This window comes from Leisingera sp. CC-HEC096 (genome assembly GCF_059429235.1).
In genome coordinates, this window is sequence record NZ_JCAIJS010000001.1 from 2746033 (window position 1) to 2769676 (window position 23644).

The window sequence follows — 23644 nt, forward strand, 5'->3', positions numbered from 1 at the left end:
CGTGTCTATTCACCGCACGAAACCGCAAGAGGCCCGCACATGTCCGATCCGGTCTGCCCGCTTTGCGGCCGTCCCATTCCGGACGGCGTGCCGCAAAGCCTGCACCATCTGATCCCAAAACTGAAAGGAGGCAAGGGCGGGCCGACCGTGTTGCTGCATGACATCTGCCACCGTGAGATTCACGCGACGCTGAGCGAAGCGGAACTGGCGCGCGATTACAGCACCCCGGAAGCACTGAAAACACACCCGCGGCTGGCCAAGTTCATTGCCTGGGTGCAGAAACGCCCGCCGGGCTTCCGCTCCCGCGTGCCCGGCAAGCGGCGCAAGCGCTAAGTGATCTCCAGCCCCAAGAACGCCGGGCTGCCGCGCAGGTCGGCTCCAGCAATATGCTGGAATTCCAGCGTCGTATACGGCCGCCTCCACAGCCACGGCCGGTTTCCCACAGCCCGCAGATCCGGATCCGGCGGTGTTTCGTCGGTGTAGGCCAGGAAATGCAGTTCAAAACCGAATTCCGCCACGTCCTGAACCGAAAGCAGCATCATGTCCGCGCGCATGGCCAGTTCTGCCGCGATGTCGCAGGTACGCAGGGTAATCTGACCCAAATGCGCCCCGCCGCCCAGCGGCAGCGCCGGGTCGCCTGTCCCATCCGGCCGGTCGCCTTGGAAATCATGCTGCAGCAGTTCGATGGCAAAGCCTTCGGGATCATGCAGATGCGCCATGTAACCAATATCGCGAAACTGATGCGGCGCAGAGACCTCCACGCCCTTCTGCCGCAGCTGCTCGCAAGCGATGTCCAGGTTGGGCAGGCAAATGCCGATTTTCCAATAGCGCTCGTCCCGTGAGTGCTGAACCAGGCGGCCGCCCGGCTGCAGGATCACATCCGCATCCTGCCCTGCATAGCCAGCACGCCAGGTCCCGTTATCGGTCCGTGCTTCCATCCCGAGCACATCCGAATAGAACCGGGCGAGCCGTTCGGGATCTTCCACCTGCAGCTGAACGCCGGACAGCCGCTTCACCGGCACATCCTCAGAATCCCGGCGGCGATCTCCGGTTTGGCCTCCAGTGCGTGCGTCAGCAGCTCATGCGCGGTGCCCATCAGCTCCTCCGGCTCTACGATGCGGTCCACGAGACCGTAATCATAGGCCTCCTGCGCGGTGATCTTCTGCCCTGCCGCCAGGATCAACTTGGTGCGGGCAGGCCCGATCAGTGCCGCCATGCGGCCAGCGTCCGAGGGCTGCGGCAGGTAGCCGAGCTTCATCACCGGATAGAAGAACTTGGCAGACGGCACCGCAATGCGGATATCGCAGGCCAGCACCATGCCATTGGCGCCGCCTGCCAGGGTTCCGTTCAGGGCAGCCACTTTCAGGCAGGGCACCCCAGCTATCGCATTGGACAGCCGCTCCCACACAGGTGAGGTCGCCAGGCCCGCCCGCGCCTCGTCCAGATCAGCACCGGCGCTGAACACCTTGCCGGTGCCGGTCAGGATCAGCCCGCGCGCCTCCTGCGCGCGTTCAGCGATCTCCGCCAGCTCGGTCAGCATCGCCTCTGTCAGCGAATTGGCTTTGTCCGGACGGTTGATCGTGATGGTCCACAGGCCGTTGTCCGCAATATCCAGCCCGATCATACCAGCCCGACCCGCTGTCGGATGGTCTCCTCGCGCAGGGAGACTTCCTCTCCGACATAGTCGTCCGCGTCGGCCGTGCACATCCACATCAGCGTCCGCGCGGGCCATTCGGCGGGGATGTGGTCTTCCCACTCCAGTTCGCTCACAGGGTTGATGCCGCTGGCCTTGATCTCCCGCTGCATCTGGGTTGCCACCGTGCCCGGCGACAGGCCCATAGCGCGGATGCCGTTGCCGCGCTCCTCCAGGTCCAGCGCGCTGGTCAGCATCGCCGCCCCCGCCTTGGAAGTGCAATAGGCGCTCCAGCCCTCCAGCGGCCGGTGCGCCGCGCCTGAACTGACGGTGATGATAGTGCCGCTGCCCGCGGGCTTCATCAGCGGTAGCGCGGCCCGCATTCCGTTGAACACGCCCTTGACGTTGATGTCGATCAGCTTGCCCCAGTCTTCGGGCGCAGCCTCTTCCAGCCTGGCAATCGGCTCGATCACCCCGGCGTTGTTGATAAGAACATCCAGGCTGCCGAATTTCTGATGCGCCTCGGACAGCGCCGCCCCGACCGCGGCATAGTCAGCCACATCGCAGGCGAAGGTCAGTACATTCCCGCCGATCTCCGCCGCCAGTTCCTGCAAGGCCTCGCCGCTTCTGGCCAGCAAGGCCAGATTAGCTCCGGCAGCGGCAAACACCCGGGCCGCATCCGCGCCGATACCGCGGCTGGCCCCTGTAATTGCAACTGTTTTTCCATTGAAATCCATTCGCTGTCCCTCCAAGTGGCTGCTGACCCAAGTGGTAAAGCGGTTACGGGGAACGGTCCAGCCCATGGCCCCCTTGACGGCACTGCCCGCCGGGCCGACGATGATTTCAATTATCTCACAGAGAAAGGTTCTCTAATGTCCCGAATTTTTGCGCGCGGCGGTGCCGCAGCGGCAATTTTGGTTGTTTCAGCCCAGGGCGCCCTGGCCGATCTCAGCGCGCAGGACGTCTGGGCTGAGTGGAAGGCCTATCTGACCAGCACCGGCTATACCGTGTCCGGCACTGAATCCATTTCCGGCAGCACCCTGACCGTCTCGGATGTGTCGATGGTCATGCCGATCCCCGAAGAGGACGGATCGGGCACTGTCAGCCTGCCGGAAATCCGGTTTGTGGAAAACGGCGATGGCACCGTGAACCTGCTGCTGCCCGCAGAATTCCCGGTAGGGTTCGAGTTTTCCGCCGACGGGGAAACTTTCTCGGGCAAGCTTGTCTATACACATGACGGCTCCCCGATGATCGTGGCCGGCGATGCCGAAAACATGAGCTATGATTACCGCTCCTCCAAGGTCACCATGACACTGGCTGAGCTGGCCGCCGATGGCGAGGCCGTGCCGGACGGCGTGGCAAGTGCGCAGGTCACCCTGAACGATGTAACCACGACCACCGCGATGACGATCGCGGAAACGCGCAGCTACAAGCAGTCGCTTTCCGCCTCCAGCCTGAGCTACGACATGGGTTTCAACGACCCGGAAAGCAACGGCACCGGTACCTTCAAGGGCGCGCTGGAAGGTCTCAGCTTCAAGGGCACCGGGACCGTGCCTGCGGGGCTTGAAGGCCCCGACATGGCAGCGCTTCTGGAAGCCGGTTTTGCCTTTGACGGCACATTCACTTTCACCGGCGGCAACGGGTCCATTTCCGGGGTGGACGGAAGCGAAAGCTTTGCCATGGAAAGCAACTCCCAAGGCGGTTCGATCGCCGTTGCGATGGACAAGCAGCACCTGACCTATGACCTGTCGCAGACCGGCACCAATTTGAACATCACCGGATCCGAGATCCCCTTCCCGCTGGCGCTCAGCATGGCGGAGGCTGGGTTCAAGCTGATGATGCCGCTTGCCAAATCCGAGGAAGAGCAGGATTTCGCTCTGGGCGTTACCCTGCGCGATTTTGCCGTTCCGGAAATGCTGTGGGGCATGGTCGACCCGACCGGCCAGCTGCCGCATGACCCGGCCACCGTCATTCTGGACCTGGCCGGCAAGGGGAAGGTGCTGTTTGACATGTTCGACCCGGAAGCCATGGAATCTGTGGAAGCGGGCGAGGAACAGCCGGGCGAGCTGAACGCGCTGACCGTCAAGCATTTGCAGGTTTCCGCTGCGGGCGCCGAACTGACCGGCACCGGCGACTTCACCTTCAACAACGAGGACCTGACCAGCTTTGACGGCATGCCCGCACCGGCGGGCGAGGCCAACCTCAAGCTGACCGGCGCCAACACCCTGATCGACAAGCTGATCGGTATGGGGCTGATGTCCGAGGGCGACGCCATGGGCGCACGGATGATGATGGGCATGCTGGCCGTGCCGGGCGAGGGTGAGGACACACTGACCTCCAAGATCGAAATCTCAGAGGACGGCCAGATCCACGCCAACGGCCAGCGCATCAAATAACCATCAAATCACTGATGGGTAATGCGAGGGGGCTACCTTTGGCGGCCCCTTTTTTGCACCCCGCACTTGCGGCAAGCCGCCTCACTGGATAGCTCTTTTACAGAGCAGAACAGAAGGTGCCCATGACCCAGTCCCCCGAAACGCTTTGCCACGCCCTGATTGATGCCGCCCGCAAGGCCGGCGCGGATGCCGCTGATGCCATGGCTGCCGAGGGCAGCTCTCTCAGCATAGAGGTGCGCGAAGGCAAGCTGGAGCATGCGGAGCGCTCCGAGGGCACCGATCTGGGCCTGCGGGTGTTCGTGGGCAAGCGGCAGGCGCTGGTGTCGTCGTCGGACATGCGCCCGGAAACTATCGCCGCGATGGCCGAACGCGCCGTGGCGATGGCCAAGGAAGCACCTGAGGATCCCTATGCCGGACTCGCCGATCCGTCGCAGCTGGCCCAAACCTGGGACCTGGCCGCGCTGGAGCTGGAAGACCCCTCGCGCGAGCCGGAACCCGCCGCCCTGCAGGCGGATGCCCTGGCCGCCGAGGCCGCCTGCCAGGAAATCGACGGCATCACCCAGGTGCAGTCGGCCGCCGCAGGCTATGGCCGCCACGCTGTTCATATGGCTGCCACCAACGGTTTTTCCGGCGGCTACCAGCGCACCGGCCGGTCGCTGTCCTGCACCGGAATCGCGGGCACCGGCACCGGCATGGAGCGTGACCACGATGGTGACTCGCGGACGTTCCAGGGCGATCTGCGCAGCGCTCAGGACATAGGCCAGACTGCCGGCGAGCGGGCTGTTGCCAGGCTGGGCGCGCGCAAGCCCAAGACCGGCAGCTTCCCGGTGCTGTTTGACGAACGCATATCCTCCTCCCTGATCGGGCATCTGATGTCGGCAGCTAACGGTGCGGCAATTGCCCGCGGCTCCTCGTGGCTGAAGGATTCGCTGGGCCAGCAGGTGCTGCCCGAAGCAGTCTCCGTCATTGAAGACCCCCACCGCCCGCGAATTTCCGGCTCGCGCCCCTTTGACGGCGAGGGGCTGCCGACCCGCCGCCGCACCGTGGTGGACAACGGCGTGCTGACCGGCTGGACACTGGACCTTGCCTCAGCCCGCAAGCTGGGGCTGGAAAGCACCGGCAACGCCGCCCGCGGTATTGGCGGGGTGCCTTCGCCCTCGACCTGGAACATCGCTCTGACACAAGGCGAGGCCAGCCGCGAGGACCTGATCGCACAGATGGGCACTGGCCTGCTGGTCACCTCAATGATCGGCTCCACTATCAATCCCAACACCGGCGACTATTCCCGGGGCGCCTCCGGTTTCTGGGTGGAAAACGGCGAGATCGCCTATCCGGTGAACGAATGCACCATTGCCGGCAACCTGCACGATATGCTGCGGCGGATTGTTCCGGCCAATGACGCGCGCACGCACCTGTCCACCGTGGTGCCGTCGCTGCTGGTCGAGGGGATGACACTTGCCGGCAACTGACCTTCCCCTGCTTGTAAAAGCGGCGGAACTGGCCGGAGACATCGCATGCCGCTTCACAGGTCCCGAAGCCAGAAGCTGGGACAAGCCCGGCGGTGCAGGCCCGGTGACAGAAGCAGACCTGGCCGTGAATGCTATGCTCGAAGACATGCTGCAAAAGGCGCGGCCCGGTTACGGCTGGCTGTCGGAAGAAACTGAGGACACCGCCGCGCGGCTGTCGCGGGACCGGGTTTTCATCATCGACCCGATCGACGGCACCCGCAGCTTTGCCCAGGGCTCCCGGACCTGGGCGCATTCCATCGCCGTCGCGGAAAATGGCGTGGTGACGGCGGCGGTGATCTACCTGCCGCAGCGGGATCTGATGTACACCGCGGCCAAGGGCCAGGGCGCCGCTTGCAACGGCGAGCCGATCCAAGTTTCTTCCGCCTTGGATCTGGCCGTAGCAGAAGTGCTGGCTGCCAAGCCCAACCTGCAAAGCCACCACTGGCTGGGCGGCACCCCGCCCGGTTTCATCCGCAGCTACCGCCCGTCGCTGGCCTACCGCCTGGCCAAAGTGGCCGACGGCCGGTTCGGTGCCATGCTGACACTGCGGCCTAGCTGGGAGTGGGACATTGCCGCAGGCGATCTGCTGCTGCGCGAGGCCGGAGGCACCATCACCGACAGGGCCGGCAACCCTTTGCGCTTCAATAACCCTGCCCCGCGCCTGAACGGGGTGGTGGCCGGCGCCAGCACTTTGCACCAAGCTCTTTTGAATGCACTGGACCCGGCCAGCCCGGGCATTGCTGGACATTGACGGCAGCCGGCCTTAAGCGGCTGTAACAGCAGCGGTTGCGCCACCGACAAGTTTTTCACAGACAAACCCGCATGTTGCCGATACCTTGGGCCGGAAATTTCAGATCGAACCAGATGCAACGGCGAACCACAGCTCCCAGCCGCCAATCCGTACTGCAGCCCCGTCCCAGGGGTGAGCTGCTGTGGGTGCATGCAACAACGCCTGAGCGCTATTTGGCGCTGTGCGATATCGGCCGCCGTCTCAAGAACCTGCGCCCGGACCTGTCTGTGCTGGCAAGCTGGGAACCGGACCTGCGGCTGACCGGAACCGTTGGCTGCGATGTCCCCGTCGGCCCGCTGCCCGAGGACACGCTGGCGGAAGCGCGGGACTTTCTTGGCCATTGGCAGCCTGATGCCTGCATCTGGACCGGAACTCCTGCCCGGCGGGTCATGCTGCGGCAGCTGCGCGAACAAGGCACTGGTGTGCTGCTGGCCGACCTGCTGGAAGACGAGGTCCCGAACCGGGGCAGCCGCTGGCTTCCGGATCACCGGAGGCGGTTGCTGGAAGGACTCACCTGCATCCTGACACCGTCTAAATCAGTACAGGCGCGGCTGGTCCGCGCGGGGTTCCCGGCAGAGCGGGTGGAGCTGGCAGGAAAACTTCGGGTCTCTGCGACTCCGCCTGGCTGCAACGATGAAGAGCTGGCCGCGATGCAGCAGACACTGGGCAGCCGCCCGGTCTGGCTGGCGGCTCACGTCAAGCTCAGCGAGCTGCCTGGCATCCTGGACGCCCACCGGGGCGCACTGCGGCTGCTGCACCGGCTCTTGCTGGTGGTCGCGCTGGATGACTTCGCGGACCTGGATACCGCGCGCGGCCTGCTCCAGGACAGCGGTCTGTCATTTGCCGATTGGGAAACCGGGGGCGAGCCTGAGGACTTCACCCAGGTGCTGCTGACAGGCGGCGAAGACCTTGGCCTTTGGTACCGGCTGTCTCCGGTTGCGCTGATTGCCAGCAGCCTGGACCCCGCAGCCCAGGGCCAGTCTCCGCTCGATGCCGCCGCCTTGGGATCGGCTCTGCTGCACGGGCCCGGCGTCCATGCCCACCGCGACCTGTATGAGCGCCTGGCCATGGCCGGCGCTGCCCAGGTCGTGCGCACGCAGGCGGAAATGACCGATGCGGTGGTCGCGATGTCTGCTCCGGACAAGGCGGCGGAAATGGCCCTGGCCGGCTGGCAAAGCGTGACCGAAAGCGCCGCCACAACCGACACGTTAATGGAAAAGGTTCAGGGTCTGCTGGACCAGCGCGAGGATTCCCATGCGGGCACCTGACTTCTGGCACAAGCCGCCGGGCGAATTCGATCTGCGGGCCGCCTTGCTGGCACCGCTCGGCTGGGCCTATGCGCGGGCCACGGCTTCACGGGTCGCCAAGGGCAGCCCGGCCGTACCCGGCGTGCCAGTGATCTGCGTCGGCAACCTGAACGCCGGCGGCACCGGTAAGACGCCGACGGTGATCTGGCTGCTGGAAACCCTGCGCAGCCTCGGACACGAGCCGCATGTGGTAACCCGCGGCTACGGCGGAACGCTGGAAGGCCCCGTGCAGGTGTTTCCAGGCCAGCATGAGGCCGCGCAAACGGGCGATGAGCCGCTGCTGCTGGCCGCCTTTGGCGAAGTCTGGGTCGCCAAGGACCGCGCTGCAGGCGCCCATGCCGCTGCCGCAGCGGGGGCCACCGTCATTATTCTGGACGATGGCTTTCAGAACCCGTCCGTGGCCAAGAACCTGTCGCTGATCGTGGTCGACGCACAGCATGGCTTCGGCAATGGCCGCTGCCTGCCTGCCGGCCCGTTGCGCGAGCCGGTGGCCACCGGATTGAAACGCGCCGATGCGGTGCTCTCAATCGGCGCCGAACCGGCGCAGCAGGCATTTACCGCCGCCTGGAGCAGCCAGCTGCAGGGCCTGCCGCATTTCACGGGAGCGCTGGAGCCGTTGCAAACAGGGATGCCCTGGAATGGCACCCGCGTGCTTGCTTTCGCAGGCATCGGCCATCCTCAGAAGTTCTTTAATACCCTGCGCAGCCTCGGTGCGGATATCGCCCGGGCCGAGGCGCTGGATGATCATCAGCCGCTGACCCCGGCGCTGCTGAACCGGCTGGAGAATGAGTCCAAGATGCGCGGCGCCCAGCTGGTCACCACCGAAAAGGATGCCGTCCGCCTGCCTGACAGCTTCCGCCGCAAGGTGATCACCCTGCCGGTGCGGCTGCAGGTTGCCGGGGATGACGCTTTGAAAGACATGCTGAAGAAAGCTGCACCCGCGCCTTGAACCGCCACGGGTTTCGCTGCGGCTCTAAAACGAGAAAAGCCCGGGCTCCGGCCCGGGCTTGCCATCGTTGCAGCGGAGCTGTTTCTCAGCCTTCCAGCTCTGCATCGAGCAGTTTTTTGAACTCCTCGTAGGACTGGTTCGAAATCTTCTCGCCGTTCAGGATAAAGGACGGGGTCGACTCGATGCCATGTTCGGTCGCGTTCTCCTGGTACCAGGTCACCAGAGTCTGCGCCTTGGCGCCATCTTGCAGGCAGGCTTCCAGCTGCTCGTTCTCCAGACCCGCCAGGCGGCCGATCTTGCGCAGCTCATCCACGATTTCCGACGCACCGCCCGCGCGCGCCCATTCCGACTGGCCCTTGTAGATCAGGTCGGAAATGCCAAAGAACTTCTCCGGCCCGCTGCAGCGCGCAATCATCGACGCCCACAACCCGTAGCGGTCGAAATAGACCTCGCGGTAGATGAACTTCACCTTGCCGGTGTCGATGTAGTCTTCCTTCAGCTGCTTGAAGACCGTGTTGTGGAAATTGGCGCAATGCGGGCAAGTATAGGAGGCATATTCGATCAGCGTGACCGGCGCATCCTCGGCGCCCAGGGTCATCTCGGTGATGGTCGAGGTGTCCACTTCGGCCTCTTGCGCAAAGGCGGCGCCAACCAGCGGATTTTCAGGCAGATTGCTCTGGGTGTTGAAACCGGACAGGGCATAACCGCCCGCAACCACCGCAACAGCGGCAAACACACCTGACATGAGACGGGTCATTTGAACCCCTTTCCTTGCGTTTTCTGTTTTGTCAGCACATTGCGCCCCAGGCGTTCCAGGGCGGCGCGCAAATCGTCGTTTTCCACCCCGGCCGCCGCCTTGCTGGCCTCCGCAGCATCCTGCGGGTCCGGCTGCAGCGGCGCTTGCACCTTGGGGGCATATTTGAATTCCACGCGGCCGTCGGAAAATCCCGTCGGTGCCGTTTGCGTGATCCGCACCTTGGAGATGGCGTTGAAGCCGTAGACCGCATTCACCCGCTCGCGCAGGCGTTCCTTCTGCATCTCCAGCATCGGCGCATTGGCCCCGGTCGTCAGCACCGTCAGCGTGGCGCCAAAGGAGCCGCGGCCATAGCCGACGTTCACAGGCCGCGCCATGGCGGCAATATCCGGGCCTGCGATCTCTTCCCAATGGGTCAGCAGCCGGGACACCGCGAAGCCCCGGCTTTCCCCCGCCTTGCGGATCTGCTCGTTGAGGAGCTTGGAGGTTCGTGCGAACCCGCGTGTTGTGCTGCGCCTGAATGCCATGATCTAGCTTTTGCTCGACTGCGTACCCTATTGTAAAGAGCCCGGGTACAGGCGCCAGCCCAACCGCAAGCCAAGGAATAACGAATGCGTGACTTGAACAGCAATGCAGGGATGATGAGCGGAGAGCTGCTGGCCTGGTACGATGTGCATGCCCGCGAAATGCCCTGGCGCGTCAGCCCGGCGGAGCGCGCGGCCGGCATCCGCCCCGATCCCTACAAGGTCTGGCTCAGCGAAGTGATGCTGCAGCAGACAACCGTGGCCGCGGTGCGGGAGTATTTCCTGCGCTTCACCAGCCGCTGGCCGACGGTGCTGGATCTGGCCGCGGCAGAGGACGCGGACGTGATGAGCGAATGGGCGGGCCTTGGCTATTACGCCCGCGCCCGCAACCTGCTGAAATGCGCCCGAGCGGTGGCCAATGAGCTAGAGGGTATTTTCCCGGACCATTATGAAGGGTTGCTCAAGCTGCCCGGGATAGGCCCCTATACCGCCGCCGCCATCGCCTCGATCGCCTTCGACCTGCCGGAAACCGTGCTGGACGGCAATGTCGAACGGGTGATGGCCCGGCTGCATGACATCCACGATCCCCTGCCTGACGTGAAGCCCGTGCTGAAGGAGCGCGCGGCGGAGCTGACCCCGGCGCAGCGGCCCGGCGATTATGCCCAGGCGGTAATGGATCTGGGCGCTACCATCTGCACCCCCCGCAGCCCGGCCTGCGGCATCTGCCCCTGGCGGGATCCTTGCGCGGCGCGGGTCGCGGGCACCGCTGCCGAACTGCCCAAGAAAACACCCAAAAAGCCGAAGCCAACCCGGTACGGCATCGTCTACCTGGCAAAATCCACGGAGGGCACCTGGCTGCTGGAAAGGCGCCCGGACAAAGGACTGCTGGGGGGCATGCTGGGCTGGCCCGGGTCGGAGTGGAACGAGGCCCCTGCCCCCAATCCCCCCTTCGCGGCGGATTGGCGGGACCTGGGCGGAGAGGTGCGCCACACCTTCACACATTTCCATCTTATCCTGCAGGTTTTGACAGCGGAACTGCCCGAAGGCTTCAACCCGGATCCCGCGCAGGAACTGATCCCGCGGCACGCTTTCCGCCCCTCCAGCCTGCCCACGGTGATGCGCAAAGCCTTCGAGTTGCACAAGGGGGGCTAGGCCGCGCTGCCTCCCTCTTGGGTTTTCAGACCTTTGGGCCTAGGGTCGCCCTAGACGCGCGCTGACTGATTGGGAGACACCGGCATGATTGCCCCCGAAACTCTTTCCCGCTGGCAAAGCGCCCTGCCGTTCTGGATGTCCTTCCTGCTGCTGCCGCTGGTCTGGATTGCCGCGCTGCAAGGCGGCTGGGCGCTGCTGCTGCCGCCGCTGGTGACCTGGCACCTGTTTGCGGTGCTGGACGGCATGTTCGGGCTCAATCTGGAAAACGCCGACCCAGAGACACCCGACAGCGACCTCAAGTGGTACAAGGCGCTGACCGCAACCTGGGTGCCGCTGCAGTTCCTTACACTGTTCGGGCTGATTTGGTATGTCAGCGGCGCGGAGCACCTGAACGGCTTCGAGAAATTCGCGGCCTTCTTCGGGGTTGGCGTGGTTACGGGCGCCGTCGGCATCAACTACAGCCACGAGCTGATGCACCAATCCAGCCGGGTCGAGCGCTGGCTTGGGGATATCCTGCTGGCGATGGTGCTCTATTCCCATTTCCGCTCCGAGCATCTCTTAGTGCATCACCGCTATGTCGGCACCCCGCGCGATCCGGTCACGGCGCGCTATAACGAGGGCTTTCACCGCTTCTACCCGCGGGTGTTGCGGCAATGCTGGCACTCCGCCTTCCGCGCCGAGAAAGAAAAGCTTGCCAGGAAAAACCGCCCTTGGACCGACCGTTCCAACCCGTTTTTCCGCTACTGGGCCCTGCAGGCGGCCACGCTGCTGCTGGCGCTGCTGCTGGGCGGGCTGACCGGCGTGCTCTTGTTCCTGGTGCAGGCGGGCACCGCCATCTGGCAGCTGGAGGTGGTCAACTATGTCGAACACTACGGGCTGACCCGCAAATACCTGGGCGACGGCAAGTATGAGCCCGTCCAGCCGCGCCACTCCTGGAATGCGGCGCATAAGGCGTCAAACTGGCTGCTGATCAACCTGCAGCGACACTCCGACCACCATTACAAGCCGAACCGCCGCTTTCCGCTGCTGCAGAACTATACCGAGGCCGACGCGCCGCAGCTGCCTTATGGCTACCCGGTGATGACCATCGCCGCGATGATCCCGCCCCTATGGCGGCGGGTGATGAATCCGCGGGTGCGGCGCTGGCGGCAGCGGTACTATCCGGAAATTACCGACTGGCACGCCTATAACAAGGCGCAAAACCCGATGCCGCGCTAAGGCTTAGCTCCAGGCCAGGACAGTCATCGGCTGATCCAGCCCGCGCACCTCCTGCCCGTGGTGCCAGGTGCTGCCGTCCAGCAGGCCCGGCTCCGCTTGTTCCGCCTTGACCCGCTCCGCCAGCGTTTCACTGGTGACGATCCTGGCCTGCAGCTTGCGGGTGAGGTTCTCCAGCCGGGCGGCAACATTCACCGTCATGCCGATCACTGCATATTCCAGCCTGTTGGCTCCGATGTCGCCCAGCAGCGCCTCACCATAGTGAATGCCGATCCCGGCGCAGATCTCCGGCTTGCCCTGCCGGATACGCTCCTTGTTCCATTTTTCCAGCGAGGCCCGCATGGCATGGGCACAGGCCAGCGCGTTGCTGGCATCCCGCCCCCCCGCCACCGGCGTGCCGAAGGTCGCCATCAGCCCATCGCCCAGGTATTTGTCCAGCGTACCGTGATGGCGGAACACCTCGCGCTCCATCCGGCCGTGAAATTCGCGCAAGAGATCAATTACCTCCCGCGGATCCATGCCGGCGGACAGCCGGGTAAAGCCAACGATGTCGATGAACAGCACGGCAATGTTCTCGCTGCGCACCTGTTTCAACGGCTCGTCGTTCTGCGACAGCTGCTCGACCACATTGGGCGAGAAGTACCGCGACAGGTTGGCCCGCTCCCGTGTCAGGCTGGCATTGCTCCGCAGCAGCCCGTTGAATCGGCGCACCGAGAAACCCAGCGTCACCGCCACAAGCACAAAGACCACCGCCTCCTGCACCCGCAGCCGCACTACAAAACTGTTGGGATCAAAAAACTCCGCCAGCTCAGGGCTAAAGTCCAGAGCCATGTTCACTGCTTCCGATAGTCCCGGAACAGGGCTGGAGAACCACCAGACAAGGGCCAGCGCACTCAGCCACATCGCTGCTGTCCAGGTGCCGATAGCAATCACCGTGCGCCAGGAATAGGCCATGGTTCCCGCCGCAAGGATGACGAAGAAATACTGGAAGTTGTCGAACCGGTAGAGCATAGCCGCCGGTATGTCACGGCTGTCAAAGGGATTGGGCACGACCAGGCCATAGGTCATGATGAGGAGATCGAGGAAGATCAGGAACAGCTCTAGGCGCGACCTGCCGACCTTGCCCGCCCGGCTGATAAACCACCCGTTGAGGCACAAAAGCGCAAGAATGCCGTGATAATACAGCACGCTCCAGACCGGGTTCAGGAAGACGATGAAGACCGCGATGATAGGCAGCGCAATCCAGCGCGCCCGCACGGCAAGCTGCAGCCCGCGCCGCTTGTGCGCATCCAGCGCGGCCTCTGCGAACCTGCTTTCCGCGGTTGCGGCCTGCTGTAAGCTGCCACTCCCCGCCGCATGGGCGGCACCGGCTCCAGACGCAATTGCGGTATCGGTCATCGGTTTTCCCCCTGCCCGCTGGTTGCTGCAGTTCCGGCACTGCACTTAAATCCCCCGTTCCGCAGAAGGAATAGCGCATCGGGCCGCATAAGCGCAAAAAACCCCGCCTTGGACAGGCGGGGCAAGGTGTGCGCCTGCGCAAACGCGCAGGCACCTGCAATAGACTGTTGTGTTCAGAAAAGTCCTGGCGCCTCAGTTCTGCATCTCGGCCCGGATCTGTTGGCGCAGCACGTCGATCGGCACCGTCTTGCCATCGCGCTTGAAGCACCAGTAGGTCCAGCCGTTGCAGGACGGCGCGTTTTCCAGATGCGCGCCCACCTGGTGGATCGAACCTTTGATGTTGTCGCCGATCAGGGTGCCGTCAGCCCGCACTTTGGCCTTGTGGCGGCGGTTCATCGAGTAAAGCTCCTCGCCCGGGCGCAGCATTCCGCGTTCCACCAGCTGGCCGAACGGCACCCGCGGCGCCGCGCGCTTGCTGGCGGACACCTCCAGCGCCTCGCGGTCGAACTTGCGCACCGCCTTGATCCGCTTCTCCGCCACCTTGCGGTAGGCTTCCTCGCGCTCGATGCCGATGAATTCGCGGCCCAGCATCTTGGCCACAGCGCCGGTTGTGCCGGTGCCAAAGAACGGGTCCAGCACCACGTCGCCCGGGTTGGTCGCGCCAACCAGGATCCGGTGCAGCAGCGATTCCGGCTTCTGGGTCGGATGCGCCTTGTCGCCGTTTTCGTCCTTGATCCGCTCATGGCCGGTGCAGATCGGCAGCACCCAGTCGCTGCGCATCTGGATGCCTTCGTTCAGCGCCTTCAGCGCCTCATAGTTGAAGGTGTATTTCGCGCCTTCCGACTTCGATGCCCAGATCATCGTCTCATGCGCATTGGTGAACCGCTTGCCGCGGAAGTTCGGCATCGGGTTGGACTTGCGCCAGATGACGTCGTTCAGCACCCAATAGCCTTCGTCCTGCAGTACGGCGCCGACACGGAAGATATTGTGATAGGAGCCAATCACCCAGATCGAGCCGTTCGGCTTCAGCACCCGGCGCGCCGCCTTGAGCCACTCGCGGGTGAACTGGTCATAGGCCTGGAAGCTGGAGAACTGGTCCCAGTGATCGTCCACGGCATCGACTTTGGAATTGTCGGGACGGTGCAGCTGGCCTTTCAGCTGCAGGTTATACGGCGGATCCGCAAAGATCAGATCGACCGAATTGGCCGGCAGACTGTTCATCGCTTCGACGCAGTCCCCGCCAATAATCGTGTTTAAAGGGAGCGCTGCCGCGCCCTTTGTCATGGTTTTATTCATTGCTCTGCCTCATAACCGCGGCGCATTTTTGCGCTCATTAGGTTGTCCACAGGATGAGTCATCGCGGATTCGAGGTCAATTTGTTTATTATAACAACGCGCTACGGTTCACTCTTGATACAAGATGTTGTGTACCGGCTTAAACGAGCGCCGATGATGTGGGGTCACACCCAGCTGAACTAGCGCCTCACGGTGCTGTTTCGAGGGGTAGCCTGCATTTTTCTCCCAGCCATAACCGGGGAACTGTTGCGCCAAATCCACCATGATCCTGTCACGTGCCAGTTTGGCGATGATTGAGGCCGCCGCAATCGACAGGGATTTAGCGTCGCCTTTGACGACCGCTTCGCTGGGCAGAGCCAGCCCCCTGGGGATCAGGTTGCCATCAATCAGCAGGTAATCCGGCGCCGGGTCCAGCGCCGCCACCGCGCGTTCCATCGCCAGATGGGAGGCGCGCAAAATATTCAGGGAATCAATCTCTTCCACCGTTGCGTGGGCTATGGCCGCCTGCGCGCAGGACAAAATCTTACCTTCCAGCGCCTCGCGCTTTTTCAGGCTCAGTTTCTTGGAGTCGTTCAGACCTTCGGGGATCGCGGCGGCATCCAGAACCACAGCTGCGGCCGTCACCGGCCCGGCCAGCGGCCCGCGGCCCACCTCATCCACTCCGGCTATCCTCACATGCCCTTGCGCAAGGGCGGCGGCTTCAAGGCTGTAATCAGGCTGTGTCATCCCCCCGTCAAAGCCAATGCCTGCCGGTTATGCAAGGGCGGCAGCAAAAAAGGGGGGGGCCGAAGCCCCCCAGTTTGCTGCTCGAATCTGTATTCAGGCTCAGCGCCGCACCAGCCGGTAGCCGTGGCTGTTCAGGCAGCCCGGCTTGTAGCCGGTGCGATGGCGCTTGCCGTTCCAGAACGTCACCCGGCAGGACTGCGGCAGCGCCTTGGTGTAGCCATAGCTGCGCTCAAGACAGCCCTTCCCAACCAGCGGGTGGTTGCGGCTGTAGCGCGGGAAATACTTCAGGCACTGGGACGGCAGGTCATAGCGGCGCACCCGCGGCGGCAGTGGTTTCACATGCCTGTCATCACGGCCGTATCCCCGGTGCTTGTGGCCGCCATGGGAATGGTTGTGGGGCGGCGGCGCATAATTATGCGTCACCGTATGGTCATCTTTGTCCCGGGAATGCTTGATCGCAGCACCAAGGATTCCCAGCAGTGCCAGTCCGCCAAGAATTTTGGCAACATCCTCATCGGCACGGGCAGGCGCTGCCGAGAAACCGGTTATGGCGATGGATACAGCTACGATCAAAGCAATGAATTTGCGGTGCGGTTGCGGGCGGGGTGTCCGGGTCATATCAGGACCTTTCTCAAAAATAGATTGTCGCGCAGCCAATGCGCCTTGATGCCCCCAGCCTGCTCTCGCCCTGTCCGGACAGGCAATATCGGCCCCTTGATATCGGATAACACCGTGTTCAACCCCCTGCGGTTATTGAATTTCACATCGCAGAACCGCAGGATGCCCTCATGAAACAGCCCCTCCTGATAGCCGCCCTTGCGGCCGCCCTACTGGCGCTCTCCCCTCCGGCGCATGCCGCCGAATGCTATGCCGACTACAAGGCCAAGCAGGACAACCCCTTGCGCCTGCATTATGGCGTGATCCAGCTCTCCGGCCCCTGTCAGAAGAAGGCCGCCAAAAGCGAGATCCAGGCGCGCATCGCGTCCGATGGATGGAAGCTCCTGAATGTCCTGTCCGTCTTCGGCCCCGAAGGCCTGCAACAAAGGAGCGCCAATGCCGGATCCTACTATCTCCGTTTCTGAGGCCCGTTCCGCCGGCAGCAAAGTCATCGGCTTTGGCATCGCCGCCATTGTTGCGATTCTGGCGGTGGCCGGCACGGTGCTGTTGCTGACCCTACCGGATGCCAACGCGTTCAACGCGCGGGTCGAGCGGCTGTTTGTCGAAAACGACCTGACCGCCCAGGCTGAAATCAAGCTGCTGGAAATCCTGGCCCAGTCCGGCACCGCCTTTGCGGACACGCTGACCAGCTACCGGATGGTGATCTTCGTGCTGCTGGTCTTCGCCACTGCGATGATGGTCGCGGCGCTTGCGGTGCTGGGAATGCTGGTGATGCTCAACCGCCGCATGGCGCAAATTGAGCGTGCGGGCATTCAGGTGACTGAACTGCTGATCAGCCGCGATGAAAACACCGTCTACCTCAACAACATGGGGTTCAAGCTGACGCCCGCCGCGATGGAAACCCTGTCGGTCCTGGCCGAGGCCCGGCTGGATGACGATGTGCTGTCGGGCGCCGAGATCGAAGCCGTCATCTCAGGCCGCACCTCGGCCGATTGCGAGGAAGCCGCCGGCGCCACCCGTATCAAGCGGCTGCGTGACACGCTGGGCAATCAGATGGTCAGTGAGCTGCTGGTCAAGAACATCGCCAAGCGCGGCTACGTGCTGGCCATCAGCAAGGATGTGATCCGGATGGTCTGACCTGGCTTGCTCCGGCTCACTCAATATCATGTGTTCGGCTCTGGAATTCCTGCCGGCAGACCCCAGATAGAGCAGAACCGGCCGACGCCGGCCGGTCTTGGATGCCGCCGCAAGGACAAGGACCTCAGGGATGGATGCACAGGTGCAGACCCGTAACCGGGGCTACGGCATTGTCGTCGAGCCGCTGCACGGCCAGGTCACTGCCCGGCGCAACGGCATCATCCTGGCGCAAAGCACCCGCGCCAAGGTGATGTATGAAACCCGCCTTCCACCGGCGATCTACTTCCCGGCAGAAGACGTCACCGCCCCGCTCTCCCCCCATACCGACCTGCAAACGTTTTGCCCGTTCAAGGGCACCGCCAGCTACCGCGACATCCTGCTGCCCGGCAACAGCGTGCAAAACGGTGTCTGGGCCTATGAGGACGCGATGCCCGAGGCCGCGGCGATTTCCGGCCATATCGGTTTCATGCCCGGTGCAGAGGCTGAATTCGACCTGGGCCGGAACAAGGTGGAGATGCCGGACTACGGCAATATCTCCGGCCCGGTGATCGACTGGCTGCTGCGCGATGCGGCCTTGGTGCCAACCCCGGAAGAGCTGACCGCCGCCCTGGCGGAAAAATTCGTCGAGCAGGGCATCTATCTCTCCCGCCTCTCGGTCATGGCCTGGTCGCTGCACCCGCTGATCGCGGGCAAGAACTTTATCTGGCAAAAGAAGACCGGCGAGGTCACCACCTACGCGCCATCTTACGAGATCCATGACCACCCGGCCTACCAGAACAGCCCGCTGCGGCATGTCTCCAACGGCCTGGGCGGCGTGCGCCACCGGCTCGGCAGCTGCTGCTCCGACGACGCCTTCCCGATCCTCGAAGACCTGCGCAAGGAGGGGGCCACCGATTATGTCGCCATGCCGCTGCGGTTTTCCGACGGGCGGATCAATGTTCTGACCCTGACCAGCGACCATCCTGACGGCTTCTCCACCTCCAACCTCGGGCTGATCTTCGAATGCTCGGATGTGGTCGCGCGCTACTATGAAATCTTCATGCAGCGTGAAAACGCCCAGTCGCTTCTGGAAACCTATGTCGGCAAGCGCACCGGCGCCCGGGTGCTGGGCGGCGAGATCCGACGCGGCGACGGCGACGAGATCGACGCCGCCATCATGTTCTGCGACCTGCGCGGCTCTACCCGGCTGGAGGAGCAGCTGGGCCGTCAGGACTATATCGCGCTTCTGAACCAGTTCTTCGAGACCGCCTCGACCATCGTGCATGATCACGGCGGCGAGGTGCTGAAGTTCATCGGCGACGCTGTGCTGGCGGTGTTCCCGGCCGGCAGCGACCCGGAAAAGGCCCGCACCCAGGCGCTGGACAGCGCCCGCGCCATCGTCGCCCGGCTGGAAGAAATCGCGGGCGAAGAGGACGGCCACCGCTGCGAGGCCGCCATCGGCATTGCCTATGGCCGGGTGACCTATGGCAACGTCGGCTCGCGGGAGCGGCTGGACTTCACGGTGATCGGCCAGGCCGCCAATATCGCCGCCCGGCTGGGCGATTATGGCAAGACGGTCGATTATCCGGTCGTCGCCAGCTGCGACATTCTGAGCGACGCAGCACAGGGCATCCCGCTGGGCGCGGTCAGCCTGCACAATGTCTCCCAGCCGGTGACCTGCTATGCAATCCCAGCGAGAACCGAACCACAGGCCGCGGCCGAATAACCCCCATCCGCCTGTTCAACCCAGGGTCAAGGGCGGCGCAGCCGCCGCGTTTTGGCGCGGTTTACCCTTGAGGCGGGGCTGAAAATACACACTGGATAAGGGCTTTCCGGGCAAACCCGCCCCTGAAGGCCTTCTCAGCAAAACCCCTTCCGCCCTGCCCGAAGGGCAGGGCCACGCCCAAGGCTGCTTTGCCGGCATCTTCGATGCAGGCAACAGGCGCGGGAGCTTTCCGCCACCCTTCACTCAGCCGGTTGCAACCCCGCGCTGCGCCTGATCCCCCATGGAGACCAGCAGCGAATCCTTCGACTGGCGTGTCTTGAAGGCCTCCTTGCCAGTCATCCCCTGCCAGCCGCATTGCACCAGAGATTGCGCCACCGCGCCGCCCAGCGTGGTGCCGGGGCCGGTCACGATGAACAGGTCGGGCGCAAACTCGCAGGCCGCATTCTTCACCGCGCGGGTGAAGTCATAAGGCTCCACCACCTGATGCCCCAAGGTGTAGTCCCAAAGGGCCCGTGTGTCCGTCGCACCCGGCCACCAGATCTGCCCGCGCCCGTCGATCAGCGGCACCTCCGGCTGGGTGAACATCTCCGCCCCCAGCCGCCTGCGGCCCTCTGCCGCCACCGGCGCCTGCAGCGCGGTATGGAACGCTGCGTGGTTGGCCAGCCGCATCGGAAAACGCTCTTCCATCACCGGCACTGCCGCTTCAAACGCCGTCAGCCCGGCCTCGTTCCCGGCCAGCACCAGCAGCCCGCCCAGATCGATCGAGAGCGCCAGATCATGCCCCTCGCGCGCATTGATCTCTGCCGCCAGCGTCAGCAGCTCCGCCTTGCGCGCGGGATCATTCTGCCAATCCGGCCCGGCAAAGGGATAGACCAGCTGGCCGCCGATCAGCTGCTCCTGCATCAGCGTGCCCATGGTGTTCACCACCTTGAACCCGTCCGCCGCAGTCAGCGCCCCGGCCGCCGCCAGCGCGATGTACCAGCCCATTGAGTTGCCGGTGACCGCAACCACCTCGATATCCTCCGCCAGGGACTGCGCATCCGCCAGAGCGGACGCGTAGATCAGCGGCGAGGCGATATCCCCGCGCGAATATTTCGATACGGAGAACCGCGTTGCCCCGTCCAGAGCCGTGACTTCTTCCTGCCCGGCCTCGCGCCTCTGCGCGTCAAAGCCCGCAAACAGCGCCGCCTTGTCTGCGTGGTGGCGGTGAAGATACCCCAACTCCGCCTTGTTGTAGGTGCCCCGTCCCGGGCAGATCAGAACAGCGGTGCGGGTCATTTTTTGCCTCCTGCCAGCTTCAATGCAGCCTCAATGATGCTGTCCTTCGACGGCAGCGTAGCGCCATAGGCAGGCCCGGTTGCGATAAAGCAATCGCTAGCCGCGATCCGCGCCGCAGGGATTTCGCTTTGCTCCGCAAACAGCGCCATCAGCGCCTCGGACTGGCTGCCGGTGACACGGCATTCGTCGACGATCAGCACGTTCTTGCAGCCCTCGACGGCTTCCAGAAGCGCCGCCTCCGGCAAGGGCGCCAGCCAGCGCAGGTCCACAATCCGGGCATTCACCCCTTGCGCCACCAGTTCCCCCTGCGCCTGAGACGCTAGGTAGCGCCCATTGCCATAGGTCACGATCGCCAGATCGCTGCCATCCCCATGCACACCAACCTCGCCCAAACCAATGCGGCGGTCCGGAGACGGGTAGGTCCGCATCCAGCCGCCGTCCTTGGCCTCATGCAGGTCCCGCATCGGGTAAAGCGCGATGGGCTCGACAAAGACCACCACCCGCTGCTCCTCGCGCGCCAGCCGCACCGCCTCGCGCATCATCATCGCAGCCTCCGCCCCGTCTGACGGGCAGGCAATCACCAGCCCCGGAATATCGCGCAGCACCGCCAGCGAGTTGTCGTTGTGGAAATGCCCGCCAAAGCCCTTCTGATAGCCCAGCCCGGCAATCCGCAGCACCATCGGGTTCGAAAATTGCCCGTTCGAGAAAAATGGCAATGTCGCCGCTTCGCCGCGCAGCTGGTCCTCGGCGTTGTGCAGATAGGCGAGGAACTGGATCTCAGGAATGGGCAGGAACCCGTTGTGCCCCATGCCAATCGCCAGCCCCAGGATCGACTGCTCATCCAGCAAAGTATCAATCACCCGGTCCGGCCCGAACCGCTGCTGCAGCTTCTGGCTGACGCCATAGACCCCGCCCTTGCGGCCCACATCCTCGCCCATCATGACGATCTCGCCGTGCTCCAGCATCAGATCGGTCAGCGCCCAGTTGATCAGCCGCGACATCGGCTGCGGCTCCTCCATCGCGCGCATGTCGCTGCCAAAGGCTGCGGCGCGCGCCTCGGCACTCGGGCCATTGGTCGGCGCACACTGCCGCTGCGGCGGGATCAGGCTGGCCGCGACATCCTCTGCGGTTTTCAAATGCGGCCGCGTCACCGCTTCCGCCCGGATCCGCTCCACTCGCGCGCAGGTGTCCGTGTAGATCTTCAGCGCCTCGGCCGGCTTCAATGCCCCGGCCTCATCCAGCAGCCGCACCGAATGCAGAAGCGGATCGTTGGCTTCATCCGCCTCCACCTCGGCCTTTGCCATGTAGGTGGTCGGCACATCCGCCCCGGCATGGCCATAGAGGCGCACGCTGCGCAAATGCAGGAAGGCGGGCTTTTTACGCGTCCGCACATACTCCGCCGCCTCCTGCGCCACCGCGAAGGCGTTGTAGATATCCAGCCCGTCGGCCTTGAAGTACTTGATGCCGGGACGGTGCGCCATCGACGCCTCGATCCAACCCTTCGGCGTCTTGGTCGAAATGCCGATGCCGTTATCCTCGCAGACGAACAGCAGCGGCAGCGGCGTCGACTGCACCGAGGTCCAGCCTGCCGTGTTGATCGCCCCCTGCGCGGTCGAGTGGTTGGCCGAGGCATCCCCGAAGGAACACATGACAATCGCGTCCTCAGGCAGCAGCTGATGCTCCGGCTGGTGCCGCTTGGCCGCGCCGATGGAATAGGCCGCCCCCACCGCCTTGGGCAGATGCGAGGCAATGGTCGAGGTTTGCGGCGGGATCATCAGCGCCTTGGATCCCAAGACCTTGTGCCGCCCGCCAGAGGTCGGGTCCTCGCTGGAGCAGGCAAAGGACAGCAGCATGTCCCAGGCGATCCGCTGCCCCGGCACCTGATCTGCACGGGCAATCTGAAAAGCGGCATCGCGGTAATGGAGAAACGCCATATCGGCCGGACGCAGCGCCTGCGCAACCGCCGCCATCCCCTCATGCCCGGAAGAGCCGATGGTATAAAACCCCTCCCCCGCCTTCTGCATAGCCCGGCTGGTCAGATCCAGCGCCCGGCTCAGCACCTGCGCCCGGAAGGTGCCAACGGCCTTCGCCGCGGTCAGCGGCCCTGCCGGCGCAGCGCCTGCAGGCAGGGTCCCGGCCTGAACCCGTTCGAGGAAATTCTGATGCACGATCTGGGCGCGGTCCATGCGGCCTCCTTGGAACACTTGCTGCGGGCAGTTATCCGCGAAACCCCGGTACAACGCCAATGAGATTGCGTACTGCTGCCATTCCGAAATGGAATGATAGCCTGCCAATTCAGTCCGATCTATCACATGATAGGTCGCCCAATCCGCCCTCGGCCGCAGTTTGAGTTATCCGGCCTCCAGCCACGCTTCCGGTATGCAGCGTCAAAGAAATCGCAGCCGGCAGGTTCGAGACGGCAGCGCCCTTCCCGTGCCTCAACAAGGGTCACAACGCGCCGAACAGCGCTGCCCCTGGCCTGTCGGGCGCCGTAAGCCCCGGCGCGACTGCGCCGGGGCCTTTTCCGTCAGGCTCGTGAGAACCACTTGCCCCATTTGAGGCACACAGGCCGGATCAGGCGCTGCGGCAGGACTTCACTCCCATACGGATGATTTCGCTGCCCTTTATCTTGTAGATGCCGGAGATCCGGTTGCGGCCTTCCGCCATGAACCAGTCTTTCAGCGGCTTAGGATAGTGATCGGCCATCACCCGGCTGAAATAATCAAAATCCTTCTGTGCCAGGCGGCGGCCGTTGCGCGAGGGGCCGTGGAAGCCGAAGGTGGTGCTGGGATCGACACAGGCCCCTGGCAATCCGAGGAACATGGTGCAGGTGGAATAGCAGACCCGGCCGCGGATCTCGACCCGGACACCGTTTTTTTGCAGGTTGTTCAGCTCGATCAGCCGGTCATGCAGATAGCCGCCGCGGTCGCTGCCCACCACATAGGTCTGCTGAGCGGCAGCCGCCTGCGGTTGCAGCAGCGCCAGTGCCAGGCCGGCAGCGGCTGCGGCCTTGGCGGCTGTGCGGACGGTGGAGCGGGCGCGGCCCAGCAGGGCAGCCGAAGAAGATGCGAAATTCAGTGCCGGCATGGTCAGATCTCCAATGCAATGAAACGGGCTTTGGAGACTGAATAGAAAAACCCTGCGCGCTGGCCGGGGTGCGGATGTGGCAAAAATTAGTACATTATCAACACTTTAGCCCGCATGTTAGGCAAATTTTAAGAGTTATTGCCGCGATCTTCTGCGCCCCGGCCGTCCGGGG

General features: G+C 63.9%; 23 protein-coding genes. 11 read left to right on the top strand and 12 right to left on the bottom strand.

The window, feature by feature from the left end; all coding sequences use genetic code 11:
* The first annotated feature begins 39 nt into the window (after window positions 1-39).
* Entirely contained in the window at window positions 40-333 is a 294-nt protein-coding gene (locus AC5STI_RS13155; protein WP_475048314.1) for an HNH endonuclease, read from the top strand.
* Here AC5STI_RS13155 and AC5STI_RS13160 read toward each other — a convergent pair.
* Genes AC5STI_RS13160 through AC5STI_RS13170 form a run of 3 tightly spaced genes read right to left on the bottom strand, consistent with a single transcriptional unit; the run spans window position 330 to window position 2370 of the window.
* Window positions 330-1016, bottom strand: a complete 687-nt coding sequence (locus AC5STI_RS13160; RefSeq protein ID WP_495446986.1) for a VOC family protein — start codon at window positions 1014-1016, stop codon at window positions 330-332. The genes AC5STI_RS13155 and AC5STI_RS13160 overlap by 4 nt on opposite strands.
* Window positions 1013-1624, bottom strand: coding sequence for an enoyl-CoA hydratase/isomerase family protein (locus AC5STI_RS13165; protein WP_495446987.1), 612 nt, complete (start codon window positions 1622-1624; stop codon window positions 1013-1015). The genes AC5STI_RS13160 and AC5STI_RS13165 overlap by 4 nt, the downstream gene beginning before the upstream one ends.
* Complete coding sequence (locus AC5STI_RS13170) at window positions 1621-2370, bottom strand: SDR family oxidoreductase (protein ID WP_495446988.1); 750 nt, start codon at window positions 2368-2370, stop codon at window positions 1621-1623. The genes AC5STI_RS13165 and AC5STI_RS13170 overlap by 4 nt, the downstream gene beginning before the upstream one ends.
* A gap of 135 nt (window positions 2371-2505) precedes the next feature.
* Between AC5STI_RS13170 and AC5STI_RS13175 the strand changes: the two genes are divergently transcribed.
* The 5 genes from AC5STI_RS13175 to lpxK all read left to right on the top strand — a co-directional run bounded on the left by AC5STI_RS13175 (window position 2506) and on the right by lpxK (window position 8583).
* Window positions 2506-4029, top strand: a complete 1524-nt coding sequence (locus AC5STI_RS13175; RefSeq protein WP_495446989.1) for a DUF2125 domain-containing protein — start codon at window positions 2506-2508, stop codon at window positions 4027-4029.
* 122 nt (window positions 4030-4151) lie between these two features.
* Window positions 4152-5498 (top strand): TldD/PmbA family protein, encoded by a 1347-nt coding sequence (locus AC5STI_RS13180; protein WP_495446990.1) that lies wholly within the window; start codon window positions 4152-4154, stop codon window positions 5496-5498.
* On the top strand, window positions 5485-6288 hold the full coding sequence (locus AC5STI_RS13185) for an inositol monophosphatase family protein (RefSeq protein ID WP_495446991.1): 804 nt from the start codon (window positions 5485-5487) through the stop codon (window positions 6286-6288). The genes AC5STI_RS13180 and AC5STI_RS13185 overlap by 14 nt, the downstream gene beginning before the upstream one ends.
* A gap of 113 nt (window positions 6289-6401) precedes the next feature.
* Window positions 6402-7595: a 3-deoxy-D-manno-octulosonic acid transferase gene (locus AC5STI_RS13190; RefSeq protein ID WP_495446992.1), complete on the top strand. Its 1194-nt coding sequence runs from the start codon at window positions 6402-6404 to the stop codon at window positions 7593-7595.
* Entirely contained in the window at window positions 7582-8583 is a 1002-nt protein-coding gene (gene lpxK / locus AC5STI_RS13195) for a tetraacyldisaccharide 4'-kinase (RefSeq protein WP_495446993.1), read from the top strand. Before AC5STI_RS13190 ends, lpxK begins: the two co-directional genes overlap by 14 nt.
* A gap of 85 nt (window positions 8584-8668) precedes the next feature.
* On the opposite strand, the gene AC5STI_RS13200 is transcribed toward lpxK, so the two are convergent.
* Both AC5STI_RS13200 and AC5STI_RS13205 read right to left on the bottom strand, forming a co-directional pair.
* Window positions 8669-9340 carry a DsbA family protein gene (locus AC5STI_RS13200; RefSeq protein WP_495446994.1) on the bottom strand — a complete coding sequence of 224 codons (672 nt, stop codon included), beginning with the start codon at window positions 9338-9340 and terminating at the stop codon, window positions 8669-8671.
* On the bottom strand, window positions 9337-9864 hold the full coding sequence (locus AC5STI_RS13205; RefSeq protein ID WP_475048338.1) for a DUF721 domain-containing protein: 528 nt from the start codon (window positions 9862-9864) through the stop codon (window positions 9337-9339). Before AC5STI_RS13205 ends, AC5STI_RS13200 begins: the two co-directional genes overlap by 4 nt.
* Window positions 9865-9948: 84 nt before the next feature.
* On the opposite strand from AC5STI_RS13205, the gene mutY reads away from it, so the two are divergent.
* Both mutY and AC5STI_RS13215 read left to right on the top strand, forming a co-directional pair.
* A complete protein-coding gene (mutY, locus tag AC5STI_RS13210; RefSeq protein WP_495446995.1) occupies window positions 9949-11013 on the top strand; it encodes an A/G-specific adenine glycosylase in 1065 nt (354 codons plus the stop codon).
* An 84-nt stretch (window positions 11014-11097) separates the two neighbouring features.
* Window positions 11098-12231 (top strand): alkane 1-monooxygenase, encoded by a 1134-nt coding sequence (locus tag AC5STI_RS13215; RefSeq protein ID WP_495446996.1) that lies wholly within the window; start codon window positions 11098-11100, stop codon window positions 12229-12231.
* A gap of 3 nt (window positions 12232-12234) precedes the next feature.
* Here the strand turns inward: AC5STI_RS13215 and AC5STI_RS13220 are convergent, their stop codons facing one another.
* The 4 genes from AC5STI_RS13220 to AC5STI_RS13235 form a co-directional block, all read right to left on the bottom strand.
* A complete protein-coding gene (locus tag AC5STI_RS13220; RefSeq protein WP_495446997.1) occupies window positions 12235-13626 on the bottom strand; it encodes an adenylate/guanylate cyclase domain-containing protein in 1392 nt (463 codons plus the stop codon).
* 192 nt (window positions 13627-13818) lie between these two features.
* Window positions 13819-14922, bottom strand: a complete 1104-nt coding sequence (locus AC5STI_RS13225; protein WP_027236023.1) for a site-specific DNA-methyltransferase — start codon at window positions 14920-14922, stop codon at window positions 13819-13821.
* 107 nt (window positions 14923-15029) lie between these two features.
* Window positions 15030-15647 (bottom strand): ribonuclease HII, encoded by a 618-nt coding sequence (rnhB, locus tag AC5STI_RS13230; protein ID WP_490397782.1) that lies wholly within the window; start codon window positions 15645-15647, stop codon window positions 15030-15032.
* A gap of 99 nt (window positions 15648-15746) precedes the next feature.
* Window positions 15747-16265 (bottom strand): hypothetical protein, encoded by a 519-nt coding sequence (locus AC5STI_RS13235; protein WP_490397783.1) that lies wholly within the window; start codon window positions 16263-16265, stop codon window positions 15747-15749.
* Between the two features lie 170 nt (window positions 16266-16435).
* Between AC5STI_RS13235 and AC5STI_RS13240 the strand changes: the two genes are divergently transcribed.
* From AC5STI_RS13240 to AC5STI_RS13250, 3 genes are all read left to right on the top strand, one after another.
* The gene (locus AC5STI_RS13240; protein ID WP_495446998.1) at window positions 16436-16729 is read left to right on the top strand and encodes a hypothetical protein; all 294 of its coding nucleotides are present in this window, start codon (window positions 16436-16438) and stop codon (window positions 16727-16729) included.
* A complete protein-coding gene (locus AC5STI_RS13245; RefSeq protein WP_495446999.1) occupies window positions 16701-17402 on the top strand; it encodes a winged helix-turn-helix domain-containing protein in 702 nt (233 codons plus the stop codon). The genes AC5STI_RS13240 and AC5STI_RS13245 overlap by 29 nt, the downstream gene beginning before the upstream one ends.
* 130 nt (window positions 17403-17532) lie before the next feature.
* Window positions 17533-19107: a DUF427 domain-containing protein gene (locus tag AC5STI_RS13250; RefSeq protein ID WP_495447000.1), complete on the top strand. Its 1575-nt coding sequence runs from the start codon at window positions 17533-17535 to the stop codon at window positions 19105-19107.
* A gap of 243 nt (window positions 19108-19350) precedes the next feature.
* On the opposite strand, the gene AC5STI_RS13255 is transcribed toward AC5STI_RS13250, so the two are convergent.
* From AC5STI_RS13255 to AC5STI_RS13265, 3 genes are all read right to left on the bottom strand, one after another.
* Window positions 19351-20385: an ACP S-malonyltransferase gene (locus AC5STI_RS13255; protein WP_495447001.1), complete on the bottom strand. Its 1035-nt coding sequence runs from the start codon at window positions 20383-20385 to the stop codon at window positions 19351-19353.
* Window positions 20382-22571 (bottom strand): dehydrogenase E1 component subunit alpha/beta, encoded by a 2190-nt coding sequence (locus AC5STI_RS13260; RefSeq protein WP_495447002.1) that lies wholly within the window; start codon window positions 22569-22571, stop codon window positions 20382-20384. The genes AC5STI_RS13255 and AC5STI_RS13260 overlap by 4 nt, the downstream gene beginning before the upstream one ends.
* Before the next feature lie 388 nt (window positions 22572-22959).
* The gene (locus tag AC5STI_RS13265) at window positions 22960-23472 is read right to left on the bottom strand and encodes a hypothetical protein (protein WP_495447003.1); all 513 of its coding nucleotides are present in this window, start codon (window positions 23470-23472) and stop codon (window positions 22960-22962) included.
* Window positions 23473-23644: the final 172 nt, after the last annotated feature.

Bases quoted from the DNA above. Each gene is read 5' to 3' on its own strand.
- mutY (WP_495446995.1), top strand. From the start codon at position 9,949: ATGCGTGACTTGAACAGCAATGCAGGGATGATGAGCGGAGAGCTGCTG.
- AC5STI_RS13170 (WP_495446988.1), bottom strand. From the start codon at position 2,370: ATGGATTTCAATGGAAAAACAGTTGCAATTACAGGGGCCAGCCGCGGT.
- AC5STI_RS13220 (WP_495446997.1), bottom strand. From the start codon at position 13,626: ATGACCGATACCGCAATTGCGTCTGGAGCCGGTGCCGCCCATGCGGCG.
- rnhB (WP_490397782.1), bottom strand. From the start codon at position 15,647: ATGACACAGCCTGATTACAGCCTTGAAGCCGCCGCCCTTGCGCAAGGG.
- AC5STI_RS13240 (WP_495446998.1), top strand. From the start codon at position 16,436: ATGAAACAGCCCCTCCTGATAGCCGCCCTTGCGGCCGCCCTACTGGCG.
- AC5STI_RS13165 (WP_495446987.1), bottom strand. From the start codon at position 1,624: ATGATCGGGCTGGATATTGCGGACAACGGCCTGTGGACCATCACGATC.
- AC5STI_RS13190 (WP_495446992.1), top strand. From the start codon at position 6,402: ATGCAACGGCGAACCACAGCTCCCAGCCGCCAATCCGTACTGCAGCCC.
- AC5STI_RS13180 (WP_495446990.1), top strand. From the start codon at position 4,152: ATGACCCAGTCCCCCGAAACGCTTTGCCACGCCCTGATTGATGCCGCC.
- AC5STI_RS13265 (WP_495447003.1), bottom strand. From the start codon at position 23,472: ATGCCGGCACTGAATTTCGCATCTTCTTCGGCTGCCCTGCTGGGCCGC.
- AC5STI_RS13260 (WP_495447002.1), bottom strand. From the start codon at position 22,571: ATGGACCGCGCCCAGATCGTGCATCAGAATTTCCTCGAACGGGTTCAG.
- AC5STI_RS13255 (WP_495447001.1), bottom strand. From the start codon at position 20,385: ATGACCCGCACCGCTGTTCTGATCTGCCCGGGACGGGGCACCTACAAC.
- AC5STI_RS13175 (WP_495446989.1), top strand. From the start codon at position 2,506: ATGTCCCGAATTTTTGCGCGCGGCGGTGCCGCAGCGGCAATTTTGGTT.
- AC5STI_RS13245 (WP_495446999.1), top strand. From the start codon at position 16,701: ATGCCGGATCCTACTATCTCCGTTTCTGAGGCCCGTTCCGCCGGCAGC.
- AC5STI_RS13235 (WP_490397783.1), bottom strand. From the start codon at position 16,265: ATGACCCGGACACCCCGCCCGCAACCGCACCGCAAATTCATTGCTTTG.
- AC5STI_RS13200 (WP_495446994.1), bottom strand. From the start codon at position 9,340: ATGACCCGTCTCATGTCAGGTGTGTTTGCCGCTGTTGCGGTGGTTGCG.
- AC5STI_RS13250 (WP_495447000.1), top strand. From the start codon at position 17,533: ATGGATGCACAGGTGCAGACCCGTAACCGGGGCTACGGCATTGTCGTC.
- AC5STI_RS13225 (WP_027236023.1), bottom strand. From the start codon at position 14,922: ATGAATAAAACCATGACAAAGGGCGCGGCAGCGCTCCCTTTAAACACG.
- AC5STI_RS13155 (WP_475048314.1), top strand. From the start codon at position 40: ATGTCCGATCCGGTCTGCCCGCTTTGCGGCCGTCCCATTCCGGACGGC.
- lpxK (WP_495446993.1), top strand. From the start codon at position 7,582: ATGCGGGCACCTGACTTCTGGCACAAGCCGCCGGGCGAATTCGATCTG.
- AC5STI_RS13215 (WP_495446996.1), top strand. From the start codon at position 11,098: ATGATTGCCCCCGAAACTCTTTCCCGCTGGCAAAGCGCCCTGCCGTTC.
- AC5STI_RS13205 (WP_475048338.1), bottom strand. From the start codon at position 9,864: ATGGCATTCAGGCGCAGCACAACACGCGGGTTCGCACGAACCTCCAAG.